Source organism: Myxococcales bacterium, assembly GCA_016717005.1.
GTDB lineage: Bacteria > Myxococcota_A > Polyangia > Haliangiales > Haliangiaceae > UBA2376.
In genome coordinates this window covers 283,893-308,746 of record JADJUF010000041.1, presented here as the reverse complement: position 1 = coordinate 308,746, position 24,854 = coordinate 283,893, and the positions used below count along the sequence as shown (strand labels likewise).

At 74.1% G+C, this 24,854-nt stretch carries 19 protein-coding genes and 2 pseudogenes; 10 read left to right on the top strand and 11 right to left on the bottom strand.

The annotated features are described in order from the left end of the window. Window positions 1-68 precede the first annotated feature (68 nt). Window positions 69-2,864, bottom strand: coding sequence for a M28 family peptidase (locus IPL61_38190; GenBank protein ID MBK9037021.1), 2,796 nt, complete (start codon window positions 2,862-2,864; stop codon window positions 69-71). Between the two features lie 72 nt (window positions 2,865-2,936). Between IPL61_38190 and IPL61_38185 the strand changes: the two are divergent. After that, window positions 2,937-3,254: pseudogene (locus IPL61_38185) on the top strand (SIMPL domain-containing protein). Between the two features lie 34 nt (window positions 3,255-3,288). Beyond that, entirely contained in the window at window positions 3,289-3,720 is a 432-nt protein-coding gene (locus IPL61_38180; protein ID MBK9037020.1) for an SIMPL domain-containing protein, read from the top strand. Window positions 3,721-3,837: 117 nt separating this feature from the next. Here IPL61_38180 and IPL61_38175 read toward each other — a convergent pair whose 3' ends face one another. Continuing rightward, the gene (locus IPL61_38175; GenBank protein MBK9037019.1) at window positions 3,838-4,404 is read right to left on the bottom strand and encodes a hypothetical protein; all 567 of its coding nucleotides are present in this window, start codon (window positions 4,402-4,404) and stop codon (window positions 3,838-3,840) included. A 56-nt stretch (window positions 4,405-4,460) separates the two neighbouring features. Here IPL61_38175 and IPL61_38170 point away from each other — a divergent pair, with 56 nt between their 5' ends. Next, complete coding sequence (locus IPL61_38170; GenBank protein MBK9037018.1) at window positions 4,461-5,648, top strand: molybdopterin molybdotransferase MoeA; 1,188 nt, start codon at window positions 4,461-4,463, stop codon at window positions 5,646-5,648. Continuing rightward, window positions 5,645-6,547, top strand: coding sequence for an RluA family pseudouridine synthase (locus tag IPL61_38165; GenBank protein MBK9037017.1), 903 nt, complete (start codon window positions 5,645-5,647; stop codon window positions 6,545-6,547). The genes IPL61_38170 and IPL61_38165 overlap by 4 nt, the downstream gene beginning before the upstream one ends. 203 nt (window positions 6,548-6,750) lie before the next feature. On the opposite strand, the gene IPL61_38160 is transcribed toward IPL61_38165, so the two are convergent. Continuing rightward, the gene (locus IPL61_38160; GenBank protein ID MBK9037016.1) at window positions 6,751-9,168 is read right to left on the bottom strand and encodes a serine/threonine protein kinase; all 2,418 of its coding nucleotides are present in this window, start codon (window positions 9,166-9,168) and stop codon (window positions 6,751-6,753) included. A gap of 185 nt (window positions 9,169-9,353) precedes the next feature. Next, on the bottom strand, window positions 9,354-10,181 hold the full coding sequence (locus tag IPL61_38155) for a hypothetical protein (GenBank protein ID MBK9037015.1): 828 nt from the start codon (window positions 10,179-10,181) through the stop codon (window positions 9,354-9,356). A gap of 59 nt (window positions 10,182-10,240) precedes the next feature. Here IPL61_38155 and IPL61_38150 point away from each other — a divergent pair, with 59 nt between their 5' ends. The 3 genes from IPL61_38150 (at window position 10,241) to IPL61_38140 (ending at window position 13,776) form a co-directional block, all read left to right on the top strand. Then, on the top strand, window positions 10,241-11,032 hold the full coding sequence (locus tag IPL61_38150) for a serine/threonine-protein phosphatase (GenBank protein ID MBK9037014.1): 792 nt from the start codon (window positions 10,241-10,243) through the stop codon (window positions 11,030-11,032). A gap of 255 nt (window positions 11,033-11,287) precedes the next feature. Continuing rightward, the gene (locus IPL61_38145) at window positions 11,288-13,168 is read left to right on the top strand and encodes a carboxypeptidase regulatory-like domain-containing protein (protein ID MBK9037013.1); all 1,881 of its coding nucleotides are present in this window, start codon (window positions 11,288-11,290) and stop codon (window positions 13,166-13,168) included. A 44-nt stretch (window positions 13,169-13,212) separates the two neighbouring features. Beyond that, a complete protein-coding gene (locus tag IPL61_38140) occupies window positions 13,213-13,776 on the top strand; it encodes a hypothetical protein (GenBank protein MBK9037012.1) in 564 nt (187 codons plus the stop codon). 22 nt (window positions 13,777-13,798) lie between these two features. Here the strand turns inward: IPL61_38140 and IPL61_38135 are convergent, their stop codons facing one another. From IPL61_38135 to IPL61_38110, 6 genes and pseudogenes are all read right to left on the bottom strand, one after another. Continuing rightward, entirely contained in the window at window positions 13,799-14,359 is a 561-nt protein-coding gene (locus tag IPL61_38135; GenBank protein MBK9037011.1) for a YqgE/AlgH family protein, read from the bottom strand. A 76-nt stretch (window positions 14,360-14,435) separates the two neighbouring features. Then, window positions 14,436-15,152 carry a YceI family protein gene (locus IPL61_38130; GenBank protein ID MBK9037010.1) on the bottom strand — a complete coding sequence of 239 codons (717 nt, stop codon included), beginning with the start codon at window positions 15,150-15,152 and terminating at the stop codon, window positions 14,436-14,438. A 14-nt stretch (window positions 15,153-15,166) separates the two neighbouring features. Continuing rightward, on the bottom strand, window positions 15,167-16,156 hold the full coding sequence (locus IPL61_38125) for a YceI family protein (protein MBK9037009.1): 990 nt from the start codon (window positions 16,154-16,156) through the stop codon (window positions 15,167-15,169). A 164-nt stretch (window positions 16,157-16,320) separates the two neighbouring features. Continuing rightward, on the bottom strand, window positions 16,321-16,470 hold the full coding sequence (locus tag IPL61_38120; protein ID MBK9037008.1) for a hypothetical protein: 150 nt from the start codon (window positions 16,468-16,470) through the stop codon (window positions 16,321-16,323). 26 nt (window positions 16,471-16,496) lie between these two features. Next, entirely contained in the window at window positions 16,497-17,354 is an 858-nt protein-coding gene (gene aguB / locus IPL61_38115) for an N-carbamoylputrescine amidase (GenBank protein MBK9037007.1), read from the bottom strand. After that, window positions 17,351-18,389: pseudogene (locus IPL61_38110) on the bottom strand (agmatine deiminase family protein). The gene aguB and the pseudogene IPL61_38110 overlap by 4 nt, the downstream one beginning before the upstream one ends. Before the next feature lie 167 nt (window positions 18,390-18,556). On the opposite strand from IPL61_38110, the gene IPL61_38105 reads away from it, so the two are divergent. From IPL61_38105 to IPL61_38095, 3 genes are all read left to right on the top strand, one after another. Continuing rightward, complete coding sequence (locus tag IPL61_38105; GenBank protein ID MBK9037006.1) at window positions 18,557-19,570, top strand: hypothetical protein; 1,014 nt, start codon at window positions 18,557-18,559, stop codon at window positions 19,568-19,570. A 398-nt stretch (window positions 19,571-19,968) separates the two neighbouring features. Continuing rightward, window positions 19,969-23,037 (top strand): DUF3427 domain-containing protein, encoded by a 3,069-nt coding sequence (locus tag IPL61_38100; protein ID MBK9037005.1) that lies wholly within the window; start codon window positions 19,969-19,971, stop codon window positions 23,035-23,037. Window positions 23,038-23,387: 350 nt separating this feature from the next. Beyond that, window positions 23,388-23,603 (top strand): hypothetical protein, encoded by a 216-nt coding sequence (locus IPL61_38095; protein ID MBK9037004.1) that lies wholly within the window; start codon window positions 23,388-23,390, stop codon window positions 23,601-23,603. 30 nt (window positions 23,604-23,633) lie between these two features. On the opposite strand, the gene IPL61_38090 is transcribed toward IPL61_38095, so the two are convergent. Next, entirely contained in the window at window positions 23,634-24,746 is a 1,113-nt protein-coding gene (locus IPL61_38090; GenBank protein MBK9037003.1) for a DUF1513 domain-containing protein, read from the bottom strand. Between the last annotated feature and the right edge of the window lie 108 nt (window positions 24,747-24,854).

The following is a 24,854-nucleotide window of genomic DNA, read 5'->3' as shown; positions in this document are numbered from 1 at the left end:
CCCACGATCTGCCCGGCCGCGATCGGGTGACGCGCCGGGTTTGCGTCCCGGCGCGCGCGGGTCGGCGGTCAGCGGCGGCTGCGCGGCGCGCCGAACGTGGCCTTGACGCTCTGCTGCGCGCCGTCGCGGAGGAACACGATCGTGGCCTGCTGGCCGGGGGCGGCCTCGCCGAGGACCAGCATCAGGTCCTCGACCGAGCGCACCTCGGTGACGCCGATCTTGATCAGGCGATCGCCCTTGCGCAGGCCGGCCTTGGCGGCGGGCCCGTCGGGCACGACGTCCGACAGCAGCACGCCGGGGATCTTGCCGTCGTCGCCGTAGGCCGGGATCGTGCCGAGCGAGCCGCCGCGCATCGGGATGTCGCCGCCCGACGGCGGCGGCGCGACCTTCTGGTAGGTGAGCTGCGGCGCGGCGTCGAGCGCGAGCGCGACGTCGGCCACGACCGCGGCCACCCGGGCGATGCCGGCGGCGTTGATCAGCGGCGCGTCGTCGGTGACGCGGTGGTAGTCGAGGTGGCCGCCGGTGAAGAAGTGCAGCACCGGCGCGCCGCCCGAGTAGAACGCCATGTGATCGGACGGGCCGTAGCCCGAGCCGGCGAGCTGGCAGCTGACGCGCTCGCCCGCGCACAGCGGCGGCACCAGCGCGCCCCACTCCGCCGCCGACTCGGCGCCGAGCACCTGCACGAGGTTGTCGCGCATGCGCCCGATCATGTCCATGTTCAGCATCGCCACAGGCGCGCCGGCGTAGGGCGGGTGCTTGACGAGGTGCTGCGAGCCGAGGATGCCCATCTCCTCGGCCGAGAAGCCGATCAGGTAGACGTCGCGGTGGAGCGTCGCGGCCTTCGGCGCCAGGCGCCGCGCCACCTCGATCAGGCCGGCGATGCCCGAGGCGTTGTCGTCGGCGCCGTTGTGGACCGCGAGGTCGGTGTCGAGCGCGCCGGTCTGGGGCCCGCCCATGCCGAGGTGATCGAGGTGGGCGCCGACCACCAGCGGCGGCGCGCCCGCGGCCGCGGCGCCGCCGCGCAGGACCGCGACGACGTTGTGGGTCGTGGCCTTGACCGCGTCGAGCTGCACCGTCACGTCGACCTTGTGCGTGCCCTTGGTGAGCGCGGTCCCGACCGCGGTCTGGACGACCACGACCGGCAGGCCGGCGTCGGCGCCGTCGCGCGGCAGGAGCGTCGGCAGCGGCGCCTCGCTCTTGCCCGGGGCCGGCTGATCGACGACGAGCAGGCCGATCGCGCCGTGCTGGCGCGCCTGCACGGCCTTGTAGTTGAGGTCGCCGTAGCGGGCGACGTCGGGCTTGCTGAAGCCGTCGGGCGTGAACCGCCGGACCACGACGACCTTGCCCTTGACCGACTTGCCCTTGTAGTCGTCGATCGCCTTGACGTCCTTGCCCTTCTTGCGGACGATCCCGTAGCCGACGTAGACGGTGCCGCCCACGACGTGGGTCGACGCCGACACCGGCGACGGCGCGAACGCGTCGGCCGCGACCGCGGCGCCGTCGATCGCCAGCGCGGTCGAGCTGCCGCGCGCGACCGCGACCGTGACCTCGAACGGCTGCAGGAACTCGCCCCCGGCGAGGCCGCCGACCGCGCCGAGGTCGCGCAGCTGGCCGGTCAGCCACTTCTGCGCGTCGTCGAGGCCGAGCGTGCCGACGCCGCGGCCCTCGCGGGCGTCGTCGGCCAGGTAGGTCACGGCCTGGGCCGCGTCGTCGGCCGGGCCGGCGGTGGTCACCCGCGGCGGGTGCTCGATCCAGTCGGCGACGAAGACGTTGGTGTCGCTGTTGTGGCTGCCCGGCGCCGGCGGCGGCGAGCCGCGGTTCGACGAGAACGCCAGGTGGCGGCCGTCGGGCGAGAACATCGGGAAGCCGTCGAAGCCCTCGGCGTAGGTGATGCGCTCGAGGTCGGTGCCGTCGGTGTCGATCGCCCAGATGTCGAACTCGCGGCCCTTGGGGTCGCCGGCGTTGGACGAGAACAGGATGCGCTCGCCGCTGGGGTGGAAGAACGGCGCGAACGACGCGGCGTCGAGGTAGGTCACCTGCCGGGCGTCGGAGCCGTCGGCGTCGGCGACCCAGATCTCGAGCTTGGTCGGGCGCACGAGGTGCTCGGCCAGGAGCGCCTGGTAGTCGGTCAGCTCGGTCCCGGTCGGGCGCGACGCCCGCCACACGATCTTCGAGCAGTCGGGCGAGAAGAACGCGCCGCCGTCGTAGCCGGGGCTGTTGGTCAGGCGCTTGACGTTGCCGCCGTCCTGGTCCATCCGGTACAGCTCGAGGTCGCCGTCCTTGTCGGACGTGAAGATGATCGAGCCGTCCTTGCCGCAGATCGTGGCCTCGGCGTCGTAGGCGCCGGGCGCGCCGAACAGCTTGCGCGGGTTCGCGCGGTTCCCGTCGACGGTGTTGACGTAGATGTCGAAGTCGTAGAGCGCCCAGACGTAGCCCTTGCTGCGGTCGGGCGGCGCCGGACACGCCGGGCCCAGGGCGTGGGTCGAGGCGTAGAGGTACTCCTGGTCGCCGGGGAAGTAGTACGAGCAGGTCGTGCGGCCGGTGCCGGTCGACAGCAGCAGCGGATCGCTGGGCCCGTCGGTGGGCATCGTCATGATCTGATCGCAGGCCACGCCCTCGCGCGTGGTCTGGAAGATCAGGCGGTCGCCGCCGAACGCCCAGTAGGCCTCGGCGTTCTCGCCGCCGTTGGTCAGCTGGACCAGGCGCCCGAGGTGGGTCTCGCGGGCGTCGCGCAGATCGGCCGGCGCGGGCACGGGGTCGGCCGCCGGGGGCGGCCTGGGTGGCTGGGGAGCCTTGGGGGTCGGACAGCAGGCGGCCAGCGCGAGGACGAGCGGGCCGCCGACGAGGCGGGCGAGACGACGCATGCGCGGACTATACGGCAGCGCGTGCAATAGGCGGGGCCGGTGGGGCGTTGTCCGGCGCGAGGAGGTTCGTTCATGTCCGTCACCGACAAGTCGACGTGGTTGCGCGGGAAGACGCTCTTGGCGCTGGCGCTGGTGAGCTTCGCGGCCGCGGCCCCGATCTCGATGTCCATCGCGACCCGGTCGTGGGAGCGGGTCAAGGTCCGCCCGGTCGAGCGCTCGATCCGGGTCACCGGCTCGGCCAAGCAGCGCATCGTCAGCGATCTGATCGAGTGGAGCGCGACGGTGTCGGCCGACGCGCCCGACAAGCTGGCCGCGTACCGCAAGCTCCACGCTGACGTCGAGGCGACCGTCGCCTACCTCAAGGCCCAGGGCGTGCCCGAGGCCGAGATCTTTCCCCGACTCGACCAACATCGACGAGGTCTACGTGACCGTCTACGAGGGGACCGGCGACGACCGGATCGCCAAGCAGGTGCGCACCGGCTACCACGCCCGACAGTTCGTCTCGGTCCGCTCGGCCGACGTGGCCCGGGTCGAGCGGGTCTCGCGCGAGATCACGCAGCTGCTCGAGCAGGACATCGCCGTGACCTCGAACTCGCCCGCGTACTTCTACACCAAGCTCGGCGACCTCAAGATCGAGATGCTGTCGGAGGCGTCCAAGGACGCCCGGACCCGGGCCGAGAACATGCTCAAGAGCGCCGGCGGCGCGTCGCTGTCGAGGCTGCAGGCGGCCGACATGGGCGTGATCAACGTCAACCCGGCCAACTCGTCGGAGACGTCGTGGGAGGGCAACAACGACACCAGCGCGCTCGAGAAGGACGTGATCGCGATCGTCCACGTCACCTACGCGCTGCGCTGAGCGTCAGCGGCGTCGCTGCGGGTCCGTCGCCGAGCCGACCGGGCCCCACCCGAGCCGCGAGGCTCCCGGTGCGCGGACCGGCGCGTGACGGCCGTCCGCGCGCTGACCGCCGGCGCGTCAGTCGGCGCGATCGAGCTCGTCGTCGAGCAGCGCGTCGTGGGCGGTGCGCGGCGGCGGCGGCGGGGGCGGCGTGCGGCCGACGGGCGGCTCGCCCCGGGCGGCGCGGCCGAGGTCGGCCAGGAGCGCGGCGCGGTCGTCGGGCGCGACCAGCAGGGTCGAGAACTTCACACGGCGCGAGCCGCAGCCGATCGTGACCAGCTGGCCGCGGTCGAGCGTGGCCACCGGGATGAGCGCCGCGGTGAGCTGGACGTCGATCTGCTGGGCGGTGACCTGGACGCCGTCGGCGTGGGCGAACCGGCCCGGGCGGCGGCCGCGCCGGACCACGACCGCGTCGTCGGTGAACGTGACGTGGCCACCGGGCCACGCGCGGTAGGCGGCCGTCGCGGCCAGCGCGATCACCGGCACGCCGGCGGTGATCGCGACCACCACCGCGGCGCGCCCACCGCTGGCGAAGCCGCCGGCGCGGTGCAGCGCGTACAGGGCGAACCCGCACAGGCCGACCATGAGCCCGACGATGAGCCCGTAGCTCGTCGGCGTGCGCAGGCGGTAGCGGATCGTGGCCACGGCGCAGTGTACGCGCGCGGCTGGATTTGCGGATCGCGACCGGCGATAGTGCGCGCATGCTGTCGATCGCCGACGCGGCGCTGCGGATCCAGGCGCTGATCGCGCGGGTGCCGACCGAGGTCGTGGCCCTGGCCGAGGCCGACGGCCGGATCCTGGCGACGCCCATCGTCGCCGGCCGGCCGCTGCCGGGCTTCGACAACTCGGCGATGGACGGCTTCGCGGTGCGCGCGGCCGACGTGCCGGGCACGCTGCCGGTCGTGGCCGCGATCGCCGCCGGGGCGCGCGCGCCGGCGCCGCTGCCGCCGGGCGCCGCGGTCCGGATCATGACCGGGGCGCCGCTGCCGCCGGGCGCCGACGCGATCGTGATGTTCGAGGACGCGCGCGATCACGGCGCCACCGTCGAGCTGCCGGCCGCGCCCGCGGGCGATCACGTGCGGCGCCAGGGTGAGGACGTCGCGGTCGGCGACCTCGTGGTCGCGGCCGGCACCCTGCTCGGCTCGGGCGAGGTGACCGTGGCCGCGGCGCTGGGCTGCGCCACCGTGACCGTGGCCCGGCGCCCGCGGGTCGCGATCCTGGCCACCGGCGACGAGCTGCGCGCGATCGACGCGGCGCTGGCGCCGGGCGAGCTGGTCGACTCGAGCTCCTACGGCCTGCGCGCGGCGGTCCGGGCCGCCGGCGGCGCGCCCGACTACCTCGGCGTGGTCGGCGACGACCGCGACGCGACCACCGCGGCGATCGCGCGGGCGCTGGCGGCCGACGTGGTCATCACCACCGGCGGCGTGTCGGTCGGCGATCACGATCACGTGCGCGCGGCGCTCACCGACGCCGGCGTCACGCTCGACTTCTGGAAGGTCGCGATGCGGCCGGGCAAGCCCCTGGCCGTCGGTCAGGCCGGCGCCACGATGGTGTTCGCGCTGCCGGGCAACCCGGTGTCGTCGTGGGTCGGCTTCGAGCTGTTCGTGCGCCCGGCGCTCCTGGCCATGCAGGGCGCGCAGGTCACCACCCGGCCGCGGGCGCCGGTGGTGTTGCCCGACGGCTACCGCAAGCCGGCCGGGCGCGCCCACGTCATCCGGGTCGCGCTGGTCCGCGACGGCGCGCGGCTGATCGCGCGCCCGCACCCCAAGCAGGGCTCGGCGATGCAGTCGTCGCTGGTCGGGTGCGACGCGCTGGTCGAGATCGCCGCCGAGCTGACCGAGGTCGCGCCCGGCGACACCGCGCCGGCCTGGCTCGTGCGCCCGGTATGAGCGACGCGCTGCGGTTCGTGGTCGGCGCCGACGAGGCCGATCGCCTCGACAAGCTGGTCGCGCGGCGCTTCCCCGGCGCCAGCCGGCGGCGCGTGATGGCGATGTTCGACGACGGCGCGGTCCGCGTCGACGGCCGCCGCGGCAAGAAGGGCGAGCGGGTCGGCGCCGGCGCCGAGGTGGTCGTCCGGGGCGCCCCGGTCGACGACGCGGCGCTGCGGGTCACCGCCGATCCGGCCGCGGCCGAGCGCCTGACCGTGCTCCACGTCGACGCCGACCGGGTGATCGTGGCCAAGCCGCCGGGCATGCCCAGCCAGCCGCTGACCCCGGGCGAGCTCGGCACCGCGGCCGGCGGCGTCGTCGCGCGCTTCCCCGAGTGCGCCGACGCCTCGCCCGACCCGCGCGACGGCGGCCTGGTGCACCGCCTCGACGGCGGCACCTCGGGCGTGCTGATCGCCGCCCGCACCCCGGCGGCGTGGGCGACGCTGCGGCGCGCGTTCAGCGCCGGCGCGGTGGCCAAGACCTACCTGGCGCTGTGCGAGGCGTCGCCGGTCAGCCGCGGCTGCGACGCGCCGCTGGCGCAGCGCGGCGCGCGGGTCGTCGTCGATCACACCGACGGCCTGGCCGCGTCGACGACGTGGGAGGTGGTCGAGCGCGTCGGCGCGCGCGCGCTGGTCCGGTGCCACGCGACGACCGGCCGCACCCACCAGATCCGCGTCCACCTCGCCACCTGCGGCGCGCCGCTGGTCGGCGACGCCCGCTACGGCGGCGGCCCGATGCCGGCGCTCGTCGAGTTCTTCCTCCACGCCGAGGCCGTGCAGCTCGACGGCGTCACGGTCGTCGCGCCGCTGCCGCCCGATCGGTGCGCGGTGCTGGTAGCGCTGGGCGCCACGTTCACCTGATCGTCACCCGGGGTCGGGCGGTACTGGCGGCGCTCGGCGCCACGTTCACCTGATCGTCACCCGGGGTCGGGCGGTGCTGGCGGCGCTCGGCGCCACGTGCACCTGATCGTCACCCGGGGTCGGGCGGTGCTGGCGGCGCTCGGCGCCACGTTCACCTGATCGTCACCCCGCGGCCGCGGCGCCGACCGTCCGCGGCCTGCCCGTCACAGCTCCTCGACCACCACCAGCCCGGTCTGGAGCATCAGGATCAGCATGCGCGCGGTCCGGCGCTGGGTCGCGGGATCGAGCGACTCGGTGACCAGCTCGCCGACGGTGTGGGTGCCGTCGATGCGCTCGAACAGCGGCGCCATGCCGACGATCTCGAACCGCTCCGGCGCGACCGCGGGCCGGGCCTGCCGCTGGACCAGCGAGTCGGCCGCGTGCCGGGACATCCACGTCACGACCAGGTCGTCGCGCATCGCCATCGCGCCGGCGCCGAGCACCTCGAACGGGTTGAGGTCGAGCGGGAACGCGTTGCGCTCGATCTGGCGCCCGGCGTACCAGCCGTAGGTGCCCTTGGTCCACGTGCACACGTCGATCAGCTTCTGCCGGACCTGCACCGTCAGGTGCCGGAACACCTCGAGCGGCTTGAGCAGCCCCAGCCCGACCAGCGTGTCGCCGAGCTTGCCGCCGTAGTGCGGCATCATCGCGAGCGCCATCGCCAGCTCGCCCGACGACAGCGCCCCGCACTGGACCAGGTACGCGCCGAGGAGCTCGCTGGCGACGTTCGACGACACGAACTCGGGGATCCCGGCCCGGATGAAGATCTCCTTCTTGATGCCACCGACCGACGCCACCAGCAGGCCGGTCGACTGGGTCGCCGCCAGCCGGAACAGCACGCTGATCGGCGCGACGTTGGTGAAGTCGCCCTCGTCGGTGCACGGCGTGACGATCTCGTCGCCCGTCGGCGGCTCGGCCTGGACCGCGCGCGCGACGATCTCGTCGGGCGTCGGCAGCCGGATCGAGTCGGACCGCGACGCCCGCGGCTCGATCTCGGTCTCGTCGAAGTCGATCGCCGACGGGTCGGCCGAGGTCGGCGACACGGCGGCGATGGCGTCCTCGATCGAGGCGTAGCGCACCGAGGCCTCGACCTCGATCACGCCGGTCGGCGCCGGCACCTGCAGGTGCATCACCGCCGCCTCGATCTCGTTGGCGAGATCGCCGAAGTCGGTGTCGAGGAAGCCGGCCGCCGACACCGCCGCCTGGGTGGCGATCGACACCTTGCCGCTGTCGCCGTCGTCGTGGTGCGCGCCGTGCGCATCGTGCGCGTCGCCGGTCCGGTGGGGGCGGCTGCCGGCCGGGTGGTGGGGCCGGCTGCCGGCCGGGCCCAGGCCGAAGTCGTCGAGGTCGTGGGGCGCGCCCGCGGTCTCGAACGCGAGGTCGAGATCGATCGAGCCGTCGCTGCCGAGCGCCAGCGGCCCCTGCGACGCGTCGGTCGGCTCCGGCAGATCGTCCTCGGCCTCGATCGAGATGATCGGCAGGCTGTCGGTCAGCTTGAGCTCGCCGCGCGGGATGCCGTCCATCGCGGCCAGCGCGCCGGTGTCGGCGAGGAGCGCCTTCGCGTCGAGCCGGGCGCCGCCGCCCTCGCTCGGGGCCCGCCGGCTCGGCCGCGGCGCCGGGACCAGGTTCGGCCCGAGCGTGCTGGGCGCGGCCGCCGCCAGCGCGGCGTTCTCGGCGTCGCTCTGGGCCATCGTCTCGCGCTTGCGCTGCCAGACCTGCTCGTGGATCGACTCGACCAGCTCGCCGATGTGGCGCGGCGTGACGCGCACGCGCTCCTGGAACATCCAGTCCGCCAGCGCGTCGCGCAGATCCGCGGCCGACTGCCAGCGCTCGGCCGGGTCCTTGCGCAGGGCCCGGCGCAGGATCGCGTCGAGGCTGGGCGGCACGTGGCCGCCGAACTGATCGAGCCGCGTCAGCTTGGCGTCGCGCACCATCAGCAGCACGTCGAGCTCGGCCGCCGCGGCGAACAGCCGGCGCCCGCACAGCATCTCGGCCAGGACGACGCCGATCGAGAACAGGTCCGAGCGCGCGTCGACCGACTGCTCGAGCACCTGCTCGGGCGACATGTACCCGTACTTGCCCTTGAGCGTCCCCGACTTGGTGCGGTGGTGGCGGCCGGAGCCGGACGCGCGCGCGATGCCGAAGTCGACCAGCTTGACGTCGCCGCGCCGCGACAGCAGCAGGTTCGACGGCGAGATGTCGCGGTGGACCACGCCCAGCGGCGCGCCGGTCTCGTCGCGCAGGTTGTGGGCGAAGTCGAGGGCGTCGAGGATCTCGTGGCAGATCCACACCGACAGCTCGAGCGGCGGGCGCTTGCGCTGCCACGCGTGCTCGCGCAGGAGCCCGAGCACGTCGATGCCGTCGATGAACTCCATCGCGATGAAGAGCGAGTCGTCGACGCGCCCCAGCTCGTAGGTCTGCGCGATCTTCGGGTGCGACAGCTGCGCGGTCAGCTTCGCCTCGTCGATGAACATCGCCGTGTAGACGGGCTCGCGCGCGAGGTGCGGGAGCAGCCGCTTGATCACGACCTTGCGCTCGAAGCCGTGCTCGCCCGGGGCCGTCGCCAGGAACAGCTCCGCCATCCCGCCGACCGCGATACGCTCGATCAGTGTGTAGCGACCGAACCTGACAGGGAACTCATCGCCCACGGCAGTGTCCCATGTTAGCAGGCCGGCGGCCCCGTGCAGGTCGGCGACGGCGCCCGACCGGTCGGTTTTCGCGATGTCACCCGGCCGTCATGAAGCGGGTGCCAGGCGCGAGTGACCGGTCAGGATCTCCGAACGATCCCGAGGCCGGCGCGCGTCGCCGCGTGGGCGAGCGCGTCATCGAAGCGCTCGAACCACGACGTGGCGACCTTGTGCGACTCCGCCGTACGCCGCCACCGATCAGCTACCCCGGCGCCAGCGCCGACGACCGCCAGCTCGACCTGCCCCATCCGCCGGTGCTCGAACAGCCGGGCCAGCGCCACGGTGACCGGGCGGGCGGTCTCGTCGGCCAGCCCGCTGACGTCGAGCAACAGCGTCGGGGCGCCGACCCGCACCACCAGCAGCATCGCGCGGGCCAGGACGCTGTCGAGCACGTCCTCGGTCGGCGCGCCGACCAGCAGCACCGCCGGCAGCTCCGGGGTGAGCAGCAGCACCGGGGTGCCGGCCTCGAGCTGCTCGGCGGCGCGCTCGGCCACGGACCGGCGGCCGGCGGTCGCGAACGCGTCCAGCGCCAGGATGGACAGCCACTCGAACAGCTCGGTCAGCGACGGGGCCAGCTCCAGGTCGGCGTGCTCGAGCACCGCGTCGCGCAGGGTCGCGACGATGGCCGCGACCTCGAAGCCGGTCGCGCCCTCGGACGACCAGGTCGCGCCGGCGAACACGGTCGCCTTCTCGAGATCGCGCATCGCCGGGTGCCCGGGGGCCAGGGTCACCTGCTCGCCGGCCACGGTCACGGCGAGGGCCTCGAGCAGGCCGCTGACGATGGCGCCGTGCTGCCGGGCCACCCGGGCGCCGGGCCCGCGCTTGGTGCTGCGGTCGTAGCGGTGCGCCCAGCTCGACAGCACGGTCTCCCGGGCGGTCGCCAGCGTGGACGCGAGCGTATAGGCCACGCCCCAAAGGTAGCGTCCCGCACCGCCCGCGGCCACGGGAACCTGCTGCTATCATGACGATGATGGTCGCTGGGCAGTCGCTGATCCGCCGCTCGGTCGGTCGCACGGACGTCGGCCGACGTCGCGCGGTCAACGAGGACTCGTACTTTCGCGATGACCAGATGGGGTTCTACGTCGTCGCCGACGGTGTTGGCGGCCACAACAAGGGCGAGGTCGCGAGCCGCGAGTGCGTCGATCAGCTCGAGATGTGGGTGCGCGGCGCCGCGCGCGAGCTGGCGCGCCTGACCGCGGCGGTGGCCGACGGCGACCACGAGGCCATCTGGGAGATCCGCCGCCTGCTCGAGAGCGGCGTCCAGTCGGCCTGCTACATGGTCTACGGCATGGCCGAGCTCTCGCCCGAGAAGCGCGGGATGTCGACGACGTGCTCGGCGATGCTGGTCGGCGGCGGGCTCGCGTTCGCGGCGCACGTCGGCGACAGCCGCGTCTACCGGATCCGCGGGCCGGTCGCGATGCAGATCACCGAGGACCACACGCTGATCAACTACAAGCTCAAGCACGGCCTGATCACGCCCGAGGAGGCCGAGAAGTCGTCGGCGAAGAACGTGATCACCCGCGCCGTCGGCCACAAGGACTACGTCCAGGTCGACACCGCCGACGTCGACGTCGCGCCCGGCGATCGGTTCATGATGTGCACCGACGGGCTGCACGGGTACCTGCGCAACGATCAGGAGGTGGTCGAGCTGATCCGCGACGACGGGATCGAGGCCTGCGCCGACGCGGCGATCGACCTGGCCAACCAGCGCGGCGGCCGCGACAACATCACCGTGCTCGTGGTCGAGATCCCCTGGTGATCGACGTCGACGGCGACCGCCCGGGGGCCACTCCGGATGCTCGTCGTCGCCCGCCGGGCGTGTCAGCCCGGCCGCCCGTCGTCGTTTCGGCCCATCGGCTCGTCAGCCTGTCGGGCGCCCCGAGGCCCGCGCGGGCCGAGTTCCACGGGGTTGCCGACGGCGACCGGCGGCGGGAATGGCCGCGCCAGGTCGCGGGTTGGTTTGATGAAACTTACGGACGTATCAGGCGTCCCTAACCCATCGATGCCCGCCCCCGTGACCCCCCCGACTCCCGCGTTGCGACGATGGTGGTGGCTGGCGGCGGCGATCGCCGTGGTCGCCCTGGTCGTGCTGTGGCCCCGCGGCGGCGGTCACGGCCGCACGGGCCAGAAGGCGACGGCGTCGGGGCAGCCCGGGTCGCGCCTGCCGTTCACGATCGGGCCGGACGGCTGGCGGGCCCACGGGCGTCGGCTGGGGCCGATCAAGCTCGCGCCCCCGGCCAGCGGGCTCATCCGCGTCACCGGCACGGTGCGCGATCGCCTGAGCCACAAGCCGGTGCCGGACGTCGAGGTCGTGTTCGCCGACGGCGCCACCGAGGCCAGCGTGGTCGCCGACGTCGCCGGGCGCTACAGCATCGACCTGCCGACCGGCATGTACCGGCCGTTCGTGCGTGGCGACGGGGTGATGTCGGCGGCGCCGCCGGTGCGCGAGCGCCTGCCGGCCCGGCCGCGCCCCGAGCAGGTGGCGGCGACCCGGCTCGAGCTGGCGGCCGCGCTCGATCTGCAGGCGTCGACCGACGGCGTCGACCTCGAGGTCGAGCGCTCGGGCAAGGTGCGCGGGCGCGTCGTCGACGGGTCCGGCCGGCCCATCGCCGGGGCGATCGTGCGGGCGTTCGCCACCGACGACTTCGGCACCGCGCGGCCGGTGCTCGGCACCGACGTCGCCGAGACCGACGCCGCCGGCGGCTTCGAGCTCGAGGTGGCCGCGACCACGTACCGCCTCGACGCGTTCCACGATCGCTTCGGCGGGGTCAGCGCCTACACGATCGTGTCGGTCACGGCCGGCGAGACCGCCGACGCCGAGATCACGATGGCCTCGGGCTGCGTCATCTCCGGCCGGGTCGTGCGACGCGACGGCCGCCCGGTCGGCGACGGCGCGCTCGAGCGCGGCGTCGACTCGACCGACGCCGACGGCACGTACTTCCCCGACGGCGAGTTCAGCGCCGACGGCGCGTTCGTCTGGTCGACCAGCGACGAGCTGACCCTGTACCTGCGGGCGTGGCCGTGGAAGTCGGCGCCGTCGAACGCGCGGCGCTTCGAGTGCCGCGACGGCCAGCGCTACCAGGACGTCGTGTTCGAGGTGCCGACCGCGGCGCCCGACATGAGCGGGCGGGTGCTCACCGCCGACGGCCGGCCGGTGCCGTTCGCGTTCGTCGACGTCGGCGGCGAGTCCGAGGGCACGATGAACCAGCAGGAGCGCGCCGACGCCGACGGCAACTGGGCGGTGTTCGCGCTGCCGTCGGGCCAGTACCGGATCAGCGCCACCGCCGAGGGCGTCGGCGCGGTCGTGATCCACGCGTCGTCGCCCAGCCAGGGCGTCGACCTGCACATGTCCGGCACCGGCACGCTCGTCGGCCGGGTGCTGGGCGTCAGCGACGGCGCGGTCGTGCTGACCGCGCGCGGCTGCAGCCTCGGCGACGACGTCGTCGCGATCGACTACCGGCGCGTCGTCAGCATCATCGGCGGCAGCTACCACCTCGACGGCGTGCCCGCGTGCCACCTGATGGTCCAGGTCTCCCACGCCGGCCGCGAGGTGATCATGGACGCCGACGTCCAGGTCGGCCAGACCACCACGCTCGACCTCGATCTGCCCGACGACAAGCCGGTGCTCGTCCGCGGCGTCGTCCGCGATCCCGACCGGCGGCCGGTGGCGGGCGCGATCGTCATCACGTCCGGCTCGACCGCGCCGGCCACCGCCGAGACCGACGCCGACGGCCGGTTCACGCTCGAGGCCCGCGCCGGCGACACGCTCGTCGTCACCGGCGGCGGCGGCTACACCAGCGCCCTGCTCGAGCGCCACGGCTCCTCGACGGTCGACCTCGAGCTCACGCTCGAGTCCTCGATCGACGGCGACGAGCCCAGCTTCGACGACGAGTAGCTGGGGCCCTGGCCTCCGCGCCGCGGTCGCGGCACAGTCGCGCCATGGCGGCGCACCCACGCTACCGGCGCGAGGACGGCGTGCACTGCGTCGACGTGCGCCTGACCAGCGTCGAGCAGATGTTCGACAACCGCGATCCGGCGCCGTACCGCGCCCGCGATCTCGACCCGGACCTCGTCGACTACCTCGTCGGCGCCGCCGAGGATCTGGGCGCGCACGGCGCCTTGCGGATCGTGTGCTGGTTCCCGAGCCCGCCGCCCGCGGCCGCGGTGGTCGACGCCTACCGGGCCCACATCGCCAACGAGCTCGAGCGCCACGATCGCCACCGCCGCCGCCAGCGCCGGATCGGGCAGGTCTCGCTGGTGGTCGCGGTGGTCATGCTGGTGGCGCTGCAGGTCGTCGCCCAGCTGCTGCTGCGCTGGCCCGACTCGAGCCTGCGCCAGGCGGTTCGCGAGGGGCTGGTCATCCTGTCCTGGGTGGTGCTGTGGCGGCCGATCGACGTGCTGATCTACGACTGGATCCCGGCCCGGCGCACCCGGGGCCGGTGGCAGCTGTTGCACGACGCCGCGCTCGACGTGCGCGCCGGCGCCGGCCCGGCCGAGCGGTAGCGCGTCGGAGCGCGGCCCGGCGTCAGTTCACGCCGCGGCCCACGACCACGGCGTCGGGGTTGATCCCGAGGCTCGCGACCGCGGCCCGCCACATCGCGTCGGCGTCGAGGTCGAACACGATCTTGGCGTCGAGGTCGGCGTGCAGCCACGAGCCCTGCGCCATCTCACGGGCGAGCTGGCCCGGGCCCCAGCCGGAGTAGCCGAGCAAGAGCCGCAGCCGCGTCGGCGGGCTGGCCGCCAGCAGGCGCAGGCGCTCGGGCGAGGTCGACAGCGCCACGCCCGGACCGATCGCCGCGGTCCCGTCGTCGGTGGCCAGCGCCGCGAGCGGCTCGTGGAGCACCCAGCCGGTGGTCGGGCTGACCGGGCCGCCCGACCACACGACGGTGTCGTCGTCGCCGCCCCACGCCATCGCCAGGCTGTCGAGCAGCTCGCCGGCCTTGATCGGGCTGGGCTGGTTGATGACGAGGCCGAACGACCCGCTGTCGTTGTGCTCGATCATCAGCACCACCGACCGCGTGAAGTTTGGATCGATGAGCTGCGGCATCGCGATCAGCAGCCCGGGAGCGAGGTTGGTGCCCGTCACGCCCGCCGAGCATCCCAGATGATCGCCCGCCGCGAAAGCGCGACCACCACGCCAGGTCGCCGCGGCGCGCCCCGCGTCACATCTTCTTGAGCGTCAGCTGGGCCTCGAGGGTGACCTCGGGCTTGACCTTGTCCTGGACGCCGCTGATGCCGAAGTCGAGGCGGCTGAACGGCGCCGTGGCCTTGACGGTGACGCTGTCGGCGGTCGAGCTCAGCACCTCGATCGTGGCCGCGAGCTTCTTCTCGACGCCGTGCAGGTTGAGCGTCGCGTCGCCGGTGTAGGTCTTGTCGCCGGACTTCTTGACGTTGTCGACCTTGACGGTGACCTTGCCGAACTTGGCCACGTCGAGGAAGTCGGGCGACTTCAGGTGGTCGTCGCGGTCGGGGTTGCCGCTCGCCAGGCTGGTCACGTCGACGCTGAGCTCGGCGGTGCCCCCCTCGAGGTTGGCCGGATCGAAGCTGGCCTGGGTGATGGCGAAGGTGGCGAAGGTCACGTCGACCTTGCCCTTGTCCGAGACGTGATCGCCGATGGCCTTGATGTAGTCGGCGGTCGCGACCGGGGCCGCGCCCGAGCCGGCGCTGGGATCGACCGCGGCCGAGCCGGTGCCCGCGGCCGAGCCGGTGCCCGCGGCCGAGCCGGTGCCCGCGGCCGAGCCGGTGCCCGCGGCCGAGCCGGTGCCCGCGGCCGAGCCGGTGCCGGCGCCCGCGCCGTTCTGATCCTTCTTCTTGCAGCCGGCGAGCGACAGGCCGACGGCGGCGACAGCGATGACGACGAACGTTCCGAGCTTCTTCATGTGCGGTTCTCTTCCTAGGGGTTCTTGGTCAGGACCAGCGAGACGGTGATCGGGATGCGATCGGCATCGAACGACGCGGCGCTGCCGCGCAGGCCGCTGCCCTTGACCGAGATCTCGAGGTCGGCGCTGACCAGCAAGGTCGGGGTCGCGGCGCCGACGCCGAGGCGTTCGCGCCCGGCCGCGTCGGGGGCGCGCAGGGTGCCGGTGATCTCGACCGGCAGCGGCTCGCCGAGGAGGTCGAGGTGGGCGGCGGCCCGGAACGCGATCTGGGCCGGGCCGTCCTGGCGCGCCGCGATCAGCCGGTCGATGGTCAGCGCGATGCGCGGGAACTTCGCGACCGCGAGGTACTTCTCACGCGCGTGGTCCGAGCGCATGTCGACGCCGGTGTCGACGGTGCTCGCGTCGACCGAGACCGTGGCCGTCGATGGCGCGCGGAGATCGCCGGGGTCGCCGGTCCAGGCGCCGTCGAGGCCGCCGCCGAACCGGGCCTCGAACGTCTCCTCGCCGGCGCTGACCGTCGCGGTGATCGCCGAGCCGGCGTGGGCGATGACCGCGTAGCGACCGGCGGGCAGGGCGAGGCGCCCCTCGATGCCCTCGGTGGGCGCGGCGGCGGTGGCGCCGGCCGGCAGGGTCTCGCGGCCGTTGGCGGGGCCGAAGCCGGTGGTGAACGCGAAGATCGGCAGCGCGATCGGCAGCGCGCCGCCGACGCCGAGCACGACCCGGGCCCAGCGGACCGGCGTGCCGCGCTTGCGCTCCCAGCGGCGGACCAGCCAGGCGGCGGCCAGGACCCCGACGGTGATCGCGGCGAGGATCGCCAGCACCTCGAGGCCGAGCCACAGCGGCCCGCCCGGCACCACGCGCCAGCCCAGGTCAGGATCGGGCTGGTAGAAGCGCTTGTGCGTCGCCGTGTAGACGTTGCCCGAGCCCTGCATCGCCCAGCGCACGCCGCCCGCCGCGAGGGCGGTCGCGGGCGCGAGCGCGAGCAGGAACGGGCTGCGAGGCATGGCGTCCGTTATAGCGACACCCCCCGGCCATGCAATCACCCCGGGCGCGACACACTGTTCGGCGAGCCAGAACAGTGACGATCGGGCGCAAGCTCCGTGCCGTCGCCACACTTGTCATCGCGACGCGACAAGACGCGACCCGCGCGCGACGAACCCGCTGACGCTCAGGTCGCGGGCGCCTCGGCGCCGGCCACGGCCTCGCCGGTGCGCGGCGGCGCGTCCTCGAGCCCGAGCTGCTTCGACACCTTCTTGAACAGGGCGGCTCCGAGCGAGAACGCGAAGCCGGTGACCACGGCGCGGACGAAGATCTGCATCCGAAAAGGATAGCGCGCGATCGGCCCTACTTCACCAGGCGACCGTACAGGTCGGGGCGGCGGTCGCGGAAGAAGCCCATCGACGCCCGGGCCCGGGCCAGGCCGGCCAGGTCGAAGGTCGCGGTGATGACGCCGCGCTCGGTGCGATCGAGCTCGGCCAGCTTGTCGCCGCGGTGGTCGCAGATGAACGAGCTGCCGTGGAACGTGATCGCGCCGCCGCCGTCGCCCTCGACGCCGGCGCGGTTGGACGCGATCACGCCGACCTGGTTGGCGATCGCGTGGCCGATCATCACGCGCTGCCAGCTGTCCCGCGAGTCGAAGTCGGGCTCCTCGGGCTCGGTCCCGATCGCGGTCGGGTAGAACAGCAGGTCGGCGCCGCCCAGCGTCATGGCCCGCGCGCACTCGGGGAACCACTGGTCCCAGCAGATGCCGACGCCGATCGTGGCGTAGCGCGTGGCGAACGTCAAGAAGCCGGTGTTGCCGGGCTTGAAGAAGAACTTCTCCTGGTAGCCCGGCCCGTCGGGGATGTGGCTCTTGCGGTAGGTGCCGAGGTGGCGGCCGTCGGCGTCGAGGATCGCCACCGAGTTGTAGTGCTCGGGGCCGTCCTGCTCGAAGAACGACACCGGGATGACGACGCCGAGCTCCCGCGCCAGCTCCGCCAGCGCGGTGATCGTCGGGTGGCCCGCGAGCGGCCGGGCCCGGGCGAAGTCGTCCTCGCGCTGCGCGCGGCAGAAGTAGTGGCCCTCGAACAGCTCCGACGGCAGCACGATCTGGGCGCCGCGATCGGCCGCGGCCCGGATCAGATCGGTGACGCGCGCCAGGTTGGTGGCGACGTCGTCGGTGAGATCGGTCTGCAGCGCGGCGACGGTGACGGGGCGGGTCATGGGGCCGGCTCCTGCTGGGTGGTGCAGTGGAAGCCGCCGCCGCCGACCAGGATCGGGTAGCAGTCGACCCCGACGGTGCGGCGCCCGGGGAACAGCGCGGCGATCGCGGCGACCGCGGCGTCGTCGCCGGCGGCGCGGTAGGTCGGCACCACCACCGCGGTGTTGCCGATGTAAAAGTTCATGTAGCTGGCCGGCATGATCGCGCCGGTCGGCGTCCTGGACCCGACCCGGCGACGGCACCGTCACGACCTCGAGCGCGCGGCCGCGGGCGTCGGTGGCCGCCCGCAGGTCGGCGATGATGCCCTCGAGCGCGGCCCGGTTGGGATCGTCGTCGGTCGGGGCCATCGCGACCACCACGCCCGGCGCGACGAACCGGGCCAGCGTGTCGATGTGGCCGTCGGTGTGATCGTTGGCGAGGCCGCGATCGAGCCAGATGACGTGGTCGGCGCCGAGCGCGTCCTCGAGCAGCCGGGTGGCCGCGGCCTGATCGAGCCCGGGGTTGCGGCTGCCGCCCAGCAGGCACTGCTTCGTCGTCAGCACCGTGCCCTCGCCGTCGACCTCGACCGCGCCGCCCTCGAGGACGAAGCCCTGGTCCCAGGCCGGCACGCCGGCCGCGCCCGCCACCCAGGTCGACACCGACGCGTCGCCCGGCATGAGGTACTTGCCGCCCCAGCCGTTCCAGTGGAAGCACGCGGCGGCGCGCTCGTGGCCGCGGGTGACGAAGATCGGCCCGGTGTCGCGCAGCCAGACGTCGCCGTAGTACGCGCGGTGGAACCGGACGCCGGCCGCGGCCGGGCCCAGGCGGTGGCGCGCGTCGGCCTCGGCGGCGGCGTCGATGCACAGGAGCTCGACCCGCTCGCCGCGCGGGCCGGCCGGGCCACGGTCGACGATCGCGGCGATCATCTGGGCCAGCGACGCCCGGGGCCCGTCGAGGCCCTCGGCCCACTCGTCGGCCAGGTGGGGCCAGGCGGTCCAGACCGCCAGGTGCCGGGCCCACTCGGCGGGCTGACGAAAGCCGTGTTCCTTCGCGCGCATGGGCCGGTGCTTTAGCACACCGGTCCAGCCGGTCCCAGACAGGTCGTGACAGACGATGTGACCCGCCCGGCGCGACTTTTTTCGCCAGGGCCGCGGGCCGCTGGTCTATGGTCCGCGCGTCGTCGGCTGGGGAGCTCGACGACTCGACCCGCCACCCGGAGATGTCCATGCGCCGTTCGCTCGTCCGCTACCTCGCCCCGTCTCTCTGTGCCGCCGTCGTCGCGTGTGGCCCCGGCGCCACCAGCGGCGACGACGACGACGATGACGTCCCGGCCATCGACGCCGGCTTCGATCCCGACAGCGGCACCACCGCGACCGAGGAGTGCCGGAAGATGGACCTCATCTTCGTCATCGACGACTCCGGGTCGATGCAGGAGGAGCAGACCAACCTCGCGACCAACTTCCCGATGTTCGCGACGCTCCTCAACGACTACACGATCTCGACCGGCGAGACGCTCGACTACCGCGCGGCGATCACCACGACCGGCATCACCGCGACGGCCACGATCGTCCCGCCGGTGATCCCCGGCTTCCCACCGTTCCCGCCGATCTCGCAGCCCCAGACCGGCCTCGACGGCCGCTTCAAGCAGTCGTGCGGCATGACCCGCGGCTGGCTCGAGCGCACCGACCCGAACATGGCGTCGACCTTCGCGTGCAACGCCAACGTCGGCACCAGCGGCCCCGCGATCGAGATGCCGCTGCGCGCGTCGCAGCTGGCCGCGACCCTGGCCACCAACCCCGGCTTCCTCCGCACCGACGCGCTGCTCGGCATCGTGATCCTCACCGACGAGGACGACTGCTCGCGCACCGCCAGCACCTTCGAGACCGCCGGCGACAGCTGCGCCACCAACGGCGACACCGGCCTGCAGATGCCGGCCGAGGTCATCGCCGCGCTCGATCAGATCAAGGGCGACCGCGGCCGCTGGGCCGCCGCCGTGATCGCCGGCCAGACCAGCTGCACGTCGTCGTTCGGCGACGCCGCCGAGGGCATCCGCCTCAAGCAGTTCGCCCAGCAGGCCGGCGCCAACGTCATCTTCGGCGACATCTGCGCCGGCAACCTCGCGCCCGCGCTCCAGCAGGCCCTCGAGTCGTTCCAGGCCGCGTGCGAGAACTTCCCGCCGATCGGCAAGCCGCGCGCGCCGGCGACCGGGGCGGGCGTGTCGGTGCTCGGCGCGGAGTAACGGGCGGGGGGGGAGGGGGGCGGGGGGGGGGGGGGGGGGGGGGGGGGTGCCGGCGCGGCGGGTGCTTCCCCGCGCCGCGTGGTCGGCACGGCACGACGCGCCGCGCGCCCCGCGCCTGGCGCGCCCGCCGCGCGCGGCGCGGGCCTCTTCCCCTGGGCCCCCGGCGCGGGCGCGGGCCTCGGGGTGCCGGCAGCGCCGCCCCCGGGGGGGGGGGGCGGGGGGCCGCCCTGAGGCGCGCCTCGCCGAGTAGGCCGGGGCCGCGGGCAGGGGCAGGGACCTCTGGGGCGCGCATCCGTGCCGCGGCTTCCTAGAAGAACTGCCGGCGCAGCGCGCGCGTCGACGTTCTGACGTGACCGCCGCGTCCCACCGGCCGCCGTGAGCTCGTACACTCGACGGCGATGCCGCTGGCGCCTGGCCTGTACGAGCACCCGCTGACGGCGGCGCTCGCCGACGCGCTGGGCGACGCGGCGGCCGAGGTGCGGGCGCTGCGGCCGGATCAGGTGCCGGCCGAGGCGGCGCGGCTGGTGGCGGCGGAGGTGCGGCGCGCGCTCTTGGCGCTCGGCGACGACGCGCGGCTGACGGCGAGCCCGGTCTTGGTCGAGCGGGTGCTGCACGAGATCGCCGCGGTGCTGGCCGCGGCGCAGGTGGACGCGGCCGGGGTCGTCGAGCAGCGGCTGGTGCCGCCGCCGCGGCAGTTGATGTCGGTCGGCGCGGCGACGCCGGCGCAGCGGCCCGAGTCGACGCTGGCGGGCTCGACCTTGTTCACGCGGTCGCCGCGCGAGCCGGGGCTGGCGTCCGAACTGCGGCGCGAGATCGCGTGCGCCGATCGGGTCGACGTGATCATCGCGTTCATCACCGTCGGCGGCGTGCGGGTGCTGCACGAGGCGCTGGGGCAGCTCGCGCTGCGCGGCGTCGGCGCGCGCCTGCGGGTGCTGACGACGACGTTCACCGGGACCACCGAGGTCGAGGCGGTCGAGCGCCTGGCGCGGCTGCCGGGCGCGGAGGTCAAGGTGTCGTTCGACACGCGGCGCACGCGGCTGCACGCCAAGGCCTGGCTGTTCCATCGCGACAACGACCTCTCGACGGCCTACGTCGGCTCGGCCAACCTGACGTCGACGGCGCTCGGCGCCGGGCACGAGTGGGTGGTGAAGGTGAGCCAGGTCGACCTGCCGCACGTGGTCGATCACTTCGCGGGCACGTTCGAGACGCTGTGGCAGGACCCCGAGTTCGAGCGCTACGACCCCGACGACCCGAGCCATCGCGCGCGCCTGACGGCGGCGCGGGGCGAGGCGCGCCCCGCCGGGACCGAGGGGCCGCTCACGCTGTTCGCGCTCCGGCCGTACCCGTTCCAGGAGGCGATCCTCGATCGCCTCGAGGCCGAGCGCCGCGAGCTGGGCCACCACCGCAACCTGGTGGTCGCGGCGACCGGCACCGGCAAGACCGCGATCGCGGCGTTCGACTATTCGCGGCAGGTGCGCGGGGTGCCGCCGCGCCTGCTGTACCTGGCCCACCGGGTCGAGATCCTGCAGCAGGCCCGCGACACGTTCCGGCAGGTGCTGCTCGACGGCGCGTTCGGTGAGCTGCTCGGCGGCCGCGAGTCGGTGACCCGCGGCGACCACGTGTTCGCGACGGTCCAGAGCGCGCGCGGGCTGATCGACCGCTACGGCGCCGCGCACTTCACGCACGTCGTCTTCGACGAGTGCCACCACCTGCCCGCGGCGTCGTACCAGGCGGTCCTGCGCGCGCTGACGCCGCACATCTTGGTGGGCCTGACCGCGACCCCGGAGCGCAGCGACGGCCAGTCGCTCCTGCCGGACTTCGACGGGCGCGTCGCGGCCGAGCTGCGCTTGTGGCACGCGCTGGCGCAGCAGCTGCTCGCGCCGTTCGAGTACTACGGGCTGTCCGACGGCACCGACCTTACGCACGTGCGCTGGACCCAGACCGGCTACGACCAGGCGGCGCTGGCCGGGGTCTACACCGGCAACGACGCGCGGGCGCGGCTGATCGTCCAGCAGCTGGCGCGGCGGGTCGCCGACGTGCGCGCGGTGCGCGGGCTCGGGTTCTGCGTCAGCGTCGAGCACGCGGTCTATATGGCCGAGCGCGCGACGGCGCTGGGCGTGCCGGCGCTCGCGGTCCACGGCGGCAGCGCCGCCGAACTGCGCGCCGACGTGCCGCGTCGGCTGCGCGATCGCGAGGTCAACCTGGTGTTCACCTGCGACCTCTACAACGAGGGCGTCGACCTGCCGTTCGTCGACGTGCTCCTGCTGCTACGCCCGACGTCGAGCGCGACCCTGTTCATGCAGCAGCTCGGCCGCGGGCTGCGCCTGCACCCCGACAAGCAGGCGTGCCTGGTGCTCGACTTCATCGGCCAGCACCGCGAGGAGTACCGCCACGAGGCGGTGCTGGCGGCGCTGACCGGGCTGCCGCGGGTGCGGCTGCGCGAGGCGGTCGAGCAGGGCTTCCCGCACCTGCCCAGCGGCTGCGCGCTGGCGCTCGACGCGGTCGCGCGCGATCAGATCTTGAGCTCGCTGCGCCGGTCGCTCGGGCGCGGCGCGGGGCGGCTGGGCCGCGAGCTGCGCGAGCTCGGCGGCGGCCAGCCGGTCGCGCTCGGGCAGTTCTTGCGCGAGACCGGCCGCGGCCTCGACGACGTGTACACCGACGACTTCGGCTGGCGGCAGGTGCAGGTCGTCGCCGGGCTGGTGGCGCCCGACGCGTCCGCCGACGAGGACAGCCGGCGGCTCGGGCGGCTGCGCCACGTCGACGAGCCGACCCGGCTGCGCGCCTACCGCACGCTGACCGCTGATGGCGCGGCGCTCGGCGCCGTCGACGCGCGCCGCCTGACGATGCTCGACGCGCAGATCACCGCGCGCGGCGTGCTGCGCGCCGCCGAGGACGTCGCCGCGTACTACCGGGCGCGCCCGACGGTGCGCGCCGAGCTGCACGAGCTGACGGCGGTGCTCGAGGACGCCACCACGCTCGCCGGCGACGTCTACCCCGAGGCCGACTGGCCGCTGGCGCTGCACCGGCGCTACGACCGGTTCGAGATCATCGCGGCGGTCGGGCACCGCGGGCCCGGCGACAAGATCAGCATCCCGCAGGGCGGCATCCTCAAGCTCGCCGACAGCCGGCGCGAGCTCTTGTTCGTCACCCTCGACAAGTCGAGCGGCAACTTCTCGCCGACCACCAGCTACCGCGACCGCGCGATCAGCCGCGCGCGGTTCCACTGGGAGACCCAGGGCGGCGCCTCGGTCGGCAGCGCCGCCGGCCGCCGCTACCTCGAGAGCCCCGGCAACGGCTGGCGCTTCTTCCTGTTCGTGCAGGCGGTCAAGGGCGACCCGTACGTGTTCCTCGGCGGTGGGACCTACGTCAGCCACGACGGCGACCGCCCGATCGGCATCACCTGGGCGCTCGATCACTCGATGCCGGCGGCGCTGTTCGACGAGTTCGCGCTGCTCGCGCCGGGGTAGAGGCGGCGCGGGGCGGCGGATGGCCGGTCGATGTCACCTCACTGCGGTGATTCGACGAGGCTCCGCGCGGGCGGAGCGCTGGAGGACCGGACGCGGCTGTTCGGAACGGTGTTGTCGGGACGTCCCTTGGCAGATGGGGCCCGTCGCGGCGTTGGACGCGGACCGACAGCCCCATCGGCCCAATCAGCTGCGCAGCTCCAGGAGGTTACGAACCAATGCATCGTCGAATGAGGTCGATATCGCTGTTGCTCGTGTTTGCCGCGTTCCCTGCAGCTTGTGGCGGTGACGACGGCGCCAATCAGGCAACGCCCGCACAGGCCTGCCGTGACACCGCCGATCGATTCGGTGACATGTGCGTGCGCTGCGGCGTCGACACCTATCAGAACTGCTACGACGCGCTCGTGCAGTCCTTGAATGGGGACTGCGCCAACGTGGTCCAGGTGCGAGATCTCGACGAGCTGTACATGCAGTGCTTGCCCTGGTTCGACTCGGTCGCGTGTTCCGTGGTGACGGCCCCCGGCTTCATGCTCGACTCATCCTGCAACGGCCAGCTCTTGCACAACTGACGGGCTCACGCGCCCCCTCGCGCCCCCCCGCTACGCCCGCGGGTCCCAAGCGTAGAGGTGCGAGCCGGACAGCTTCGTGCCGGTGATCGTCGCGGCGGGGTCGAGCGCGAGCGTGCCGGGATCGATCCGGTCGAGCTGGCCGCCGGAGTGGCTGACGACGAAGGCGCTGCCGTCGAGGGTGCGGCACAGGCCGCGGGCGAGGGGGAGGGCGTGGTGGGCGCGCAGCGCGCGGGTGCGGAGGTCCCAGAAGGTCAGGAGGCCGGCGCTGGGCGTGGTGACGCCGGCGACCTGGTGGGCGTCGTCGATGGCGACCGAGAGCGACTCGCCGGTGAGGCGGCGGACGACGTCGACGGGGTCGGTCACGAGCAGGAGCGGCGTGGTGCGGGTGCCGATCGAGACGCCGCCGAGGTCGCCGCGGGGGCGGCCGTCGCGGGGCGCGGAGACCGCGACCACCTCGCCGGCGGCGGACATCGCGACGTGGCCGGCGTTCCAGCGCAGGTCGGGGATGGGCTTCTGCTCGAGCAGGCGCTGGCTGGCGACGTCGACGATCGTGACGCACGGCGCCGGGCCGTCGATCGTGCCGCCGCCGTTGGTGATGAGCAGCGCGGCGCCGCCGTCGATGGGCACGCAGTCGTGCGGGTTGTGGCCGTAGCTCGGGAACTCGCCCAGCACGTCGAGGCTGGCGCCGTCGCGCACGACGATCGCGCCGACGCCGCTGCCGAGGGTGGTCTCGACCGCGTAGAGCGCGCGGCCGTCCCGGCTGAAGGTCCCGTGGCCGTAGAACCCGCGGCCCGGCGTCGGCGGCAGCGGGCGCACGACCCGGGGCGCGCGCAGGTCGACCTCGCACGCGCCGGGGCCCTGCTTCTCGAAGCAGACCGCGCGGCGGGCCCGGGTCGGATCGGGCGCGAAGCCGTGGACCGTGAACGCGACGTCGAGCTCGACCCGGCCGCCGCGGTCCAGATCGATCAGCGACAGCGCGTAGCGGGCCTCGGTCGGGCGATCCGAGACGCCATAGGCGCCGCCGCCGATGATCGTGCCCAGCCGGGTCGGCGCGGCGGTGCCGCCGCCGCGACAGCGCACCAGCGGCGCGGCCACGATCGCGGCGCCGACGCCGCACAGCCACTGACGTCGGGTCGAGGCCATCGCGCGGCCGACGGTAGCACGCGCGATCGTCGCGCCGGGGTCGACGGTCGGACGCGCGATCGTCGAAGCGGCGGGGGCCGCGGGCGCACGCGCGATCGTCGCGCCGGC

Bases quoted from the DNA above. Each gene is read 5' to 3' on its own strand.
- IPL61_38090 (MBK9037003.1), bottom strand. From the start codon at position 24,746: ATGGCCTCGACCCGACGTCAGTGGCTGTGCGGCGTCGGCGCCGCGATC.
- IPL61_38170 (MBK9037018.1), top strand. From the start codon at position 4,461: ATGCTGTCGATCGCCGACGCGGCGCTGCGGATCCAGGCGCTGATCGCG.
- IPL61_38095 (MBK9037004.1), top strand. From the start codon at position 23,388: ATGTGCGTGCGCTGCGGCGTCGACACCTATCAGAACTGCTACGACGCG.
- IPL61_38125 (MBK9037009.1), bottom strand. From the start codon at position 16,156: ATGCCTCGCAGCCCGTTCCTGCTCGCGCTCGCGCCCGCGACCGCCCTC.
- IPL61_38150 (MBK9037014.1), top strand. From the start codon at position 10,241: ATGATGGTCGCTGGGCAGTCGCTGATCCGCCGCTCGGTCGGTCGCACG.
- aguB (MBK9037007.1), bottom strand. From the start codon at position 17,354: ATGACCCGCCCCGTCACCGTCGCCGCGCTGCAGACCGATCTCACCGAC.
- IPL61_38100 (MBK9037005.1), top strand. From the start codon at position 19,969: ATGCCGCTGGCGCCTGGCCTGTACGAGCACCCGCTGACGGCGGCGCTC.
- IPL61_38130 (MBK9037010.1), bottom strand. From the start codon at position 15,152: ATGAAGAAGCTCGGAACGTTCGTCGTCATCGCTGTCGCCGCCGTCGGC.
- IPL61_38160 (MBK9037016.1), bottom strand. From the start codon at position 9,168: ATGGCGGAGCTGTTCCTGGCGACGGCCCCGGGCGAGCACGGCTTCGAG.
- IPL61_38105 (MBK9037006.1), top strand. From the start codon at position 18,557: ATGCGCCGTTCGCTCGTCCGCTACCTCGCCCCGTCTCTCTGTGCCGCC.
- IPL61_38190 (MBK9037021.1), bottom strand. From the start codon at position 2,864: ATGCGTCGTCTCGCCCGCCTCGTCGGCGGCCCGCTCGTCCTCGCGCTG.
- IPL61_38120 (MBK9037008.1), bottom strand. From the start codon at position 16,470: ATGCAGATCTTCGTCCGCGCCGTGGTCACCGGCTTCGCGTTCTCGCTC.
- IPL61_38165 (MBK9037017.1), top strand. From the start codon at position 5,645: ATGAGCGACGCGCTGCGGTTCGTGGTCGGCGCCGACGAGGCCGATCGC.
- IPL61_38140 (MBK9037012.1), top strand. From the start codon at position 13,213: ATGGCGGCGCACCCACGCTACCGGCGCGAGGACGGCGTGCACTGCGTC.